Origin of the sequence: Actinomadura montaniterrae, from assembly GCF_008923365.1 — a bacterium.
Lineage (GTDB): Bacteria > Actinomycetota > Actinomycetes > Streptosporangiales > Streptosporangiaceae > Spirillospora > Spirillospora montaniterrae.
Genome location: NZ_WBMR01000421.1, coordinates 1 through 3,190, shown reverse-complemented (window position 1 = coordinate 3,190; position 3,190 = coordinate 1). Strand labels below are relative to the sequence as shown.

Genomic DNA, 3,190 nt, shown 5'->3' with positions numbered 1-3,190 from the left:
GACCTGCGCCGCGCCGCCGGCGCCGCCGTCCGCGCGCTCGCCGGCACCGGGAAGGTCGCGGTCGCGCTGCCCGCCGCGGACGCCGCCGAGGCCGAGGCCGTCGCGCTCGGCGCGCTGCTCGGCGCCTACTCCTTCGACTCCTACCGGACCGGCGACGGCCACAAGAGCCCCGTCGCCGAGATCCGGCTCGCCGCCCCCGCCGCCACCGACGTGGCCGTGGAGCGCGCCCGCGTGCTCGCCGACGCCGTCAACCTGGTCCGCGACCTGGTCAACACCCCGCCGTCCGACCTCACCCCCGAGGACCTCGCCAACGAGGCCGAGCGGGTCGCCCGCGAGAGCGGCCTCGGCATCGAGGTCCTCGACGAGAAGGCGCTCGTCGACGGCGGCTACGGCGGCATCACCGGCGTCGGGCAGGGCTCGGTGAACCCGCCGCGCCTCGTCCGCCTCGCCTACTCCCACCCCGAGGCGTCCAAGACGCTCGCGCTGGTCGGCAAGGGCATCACGTTCGACTCCGGCGGCCTGTCGCTGAAGCCGACCGGCTCCATGGACTGGATGAAGTCCGACATGGGCGGCGCCGGTGCCGTGCTCGGCGCACTGGCCGCCATCGCCGAGCTCGCCCCGAAGGTCAACGTCGTCGGCTACCTCGCCATCGCCGAGAACATGCCGAGCGGCAGCGCCCAGCGCCCGTCCGACGTGCTGCGCATCTACGGCGGCAAGACCGTCGAGGTCCTCAACACCGACGCCGAGGGCCGCCTCGTGCTCGCCGACGCGCTGGTCCGCTCCGGCGAGGACTCCCCCGACCTGATCGTGGACGTGGCGACGCTCACCGGCGCGCAGCTGGTCGCGCTCGGCAGCCGGACCGCCGGGGTCATGGCCAACGACGACGACGTCCGTGAGAAGGTGGTGGCGGCGGCCGAGCGCGCCGGGGAGGCGTCCTGGGGCATGCCGCTGCCGGCCGAGCTGCGCAAGGGGCTCGACTCGGCGGTGGCCGACCTCGCCAACATCAGCGGCGACCGCTGGGGCGGCATGCTCGTCGCCGGCGTGTTCCTGAAGGAGTTCGTGCCGGACGGCGTGAAGTGGGCGCACCTCGACATCGCCGGCCCCTCGTTCCAGCAGGGCGAGGCCTACGGGTACACCCCGAAGGGCGGCACCGGCGCGGCGACCCGCACGCTCGTGCAGATCGCCGAGGACCTCGCCGCCGGGATCCTGTAGGGCCGCCGGGATTTCGCGGGGGGCCGCCCGGCACCGGCCGGGGCGGGACACAATAGATTTTCTCGTGGCGGTGGGGGCCCGTTGCAGGTTCGCCCCGCCCGAGGGCGCCGCGGCCCGCGCGGTGCCGTCTCCGGGAAAGGGAGCGTCCAGTGGCGAATAACGGCCCCTACGACATCGTGGTCCTGGGTGCCGGCAGCGGCGGCTACGCGTGCGCGCTGCGCGCCGCCGAACTCGGCAGGTCCGTCGCGCTCGTCGAGCGCGACGAGTCGCTCGGCGGGACGTGCCTCAACCGGGGCTGCATCCCCACCAAGGCGCTGCTGCACGCGGCCGAGGTGGCGGACCAGACCCGCGAGGCGGAGAGGTTCGGCGTCAAGGCGGTGTTCGAGGGCATCGACGTCGCCGGCGTGAACGCCTATAAGGACAAGGTCGTCTCCACGACCGTCAAGGGCCTCACCGGGCTGATCAAGTCGCGCGGCATCGAGGTCGTGCACGGCGAGGGCCGGCTGGCCGGCCCGACGACCGTCGAGGTCCGCACGCCCGCCGGCGAGACCCGCGCGCTGGAGGCCCAGCACATCGTGCTCGGCACCGGGTCGGCGCCGAAGTCGCTGCCCGGCCTGGAGATCGACGGCGAGCGCGTCATCTCCAGCGACCACGCGCTGCGGCTGGAGCACGTGCCCGGCTCGGTCGTCATCCTCGGCGGCGGCGTCATCGGCGTGGAGTTCGCCAGCGTGTGGCGCTCGTTCGGCGCCGAGGTCACCATCGTCGAGGCCCTCCCCCACCTGCTGCCGCTGGAGGAGGAGTCCAGCTCCAAGCGGCTCGAGCGGGCGTTCCGCAAGCGCGGCATCAAGTTCGAGCTCGGCACCCGCTTCGAGAGCGCCAAGACCACCCAGGGCGGCATCTCCGTCACGCTGGAGGGCGGCAAGGTCGTCGACGCGGAGCTGCTGCTCGTGGCGGTCGGCCGCGGGCCGGTCTCCGACGGCATCGGCCTCGCCGAGGCCGGCGTCGAGCTGGAGCGCGGCTACGTCAAGGTCGATGAGTACTGCCGCACCAGCGTCCCCACCATCTCGGCCGTCGGCGACCTCGTCGCCACGCCGCAGCTGGCCCACGTCGGCTTCGCCGAGGGCATCCTCGTCGCCGAGCGGCTCGGCGGGCTCGCCCCCGCGCCGATCGACTACGACGGCGTGCCGCGCATCACCTACTCCGATCCCGAGGTCGCCTCGGTGGGCATCACCTCCGCGGTGGCCCGCGAGCGCGGGTACGAGATCAACGAGGTCACCTACGACCTGGCCGGCAACCCCAAGAGCAAGATCCTGGGCACGCAGGGCGAGGTCAAGGTGATCGCGGCCGTGGACGGGCCGGTCCTCGGCCTGCACATGGTCGGCGCGCGCGTCGGCGAGCTGATCGCCGAGGGCCAGCTCATCTACAACTGGGAGGCCCTCCCGAGCGAGGTCGCCCAGCTGATCCACCCCCACCCGACCCAGTCCGAGGCGGTCGGCGAGGCGCATCTCGCGCTCGCCGGCAAGCCGTTGCACGTGCACGGCTGAACAACCGCGCACAGTATTTCTCTAAGGAGTCGCTGAGAGCCATGCCGGTCTCCGTCACTATGCCCCAGCTCGGCGAGAGCGTCACCGAGGGCACCGTCACCCGCTGGCTGAAGAAGGAGGGTGAGCGCGTCGAGACCGACGAGCCGCTTCTCGAAGTGTCGACCGACAAGGTCGACACCGAGATCCCCTCCCCCGCCTCGGGCATCCTGACCAGCATCACCGTCGCCGAGGACGAGACCGTCGAGGTCGGCGCCGAGCTGGCCGTCATCGGCGACGAGGGCGACGCCCCGTCCGGCGCCCCGGCGCAGGACCAGGCGCCCGCCGCGCAGGAGGCCCCGGCGCAGGAGCAGGCCCCGGCGCCGCAGCCCGAGCCCGAGCCCCAGCAGCAGCCGCAGGCGCAGCAGGCGCCGCCGCCCGCCGCGTGGCCGCCGCCC

General features: G+C 73.8%; 3 protein-coding genes. All 3 read left to right on the top strand.

Features of this window, described 5'->3' with window-relative positions; all coding sequences use genetic code 11:
- Nucleotides 1-1,212 (top strand): leucyl aminopeptidase (locus F9B16_RS49815; protein WP_151547255.1); only part of this gene is annotated, 1,212 nt, incomplete at its 5' end.
- A gap of 149 nt (nt 1,213-1,361) precedes the next feature.
- The gene (gene lpdA, locus F9B16_RS49810) at nt 1,362-2,756 is read left to right on the top strand and encodes a dihydrolipoyl dehydrogenase (protein ID WP_151547254.1); all 1,395 of its coding nucleotides are present in this window, start codon (nt 1,362-1,364) and stop codon (nt 2,754-2,756) included.
- Between the two features lie 41 nt (nt 2,757-2,797).
- The coding region (locus tag F9B16_RS49805; protein ID WP_318839308.1) for a biotin/lipoyl-containing protein at nt 2,798-3,190 on the top strand (393 nt) is incomplete at its 3' end.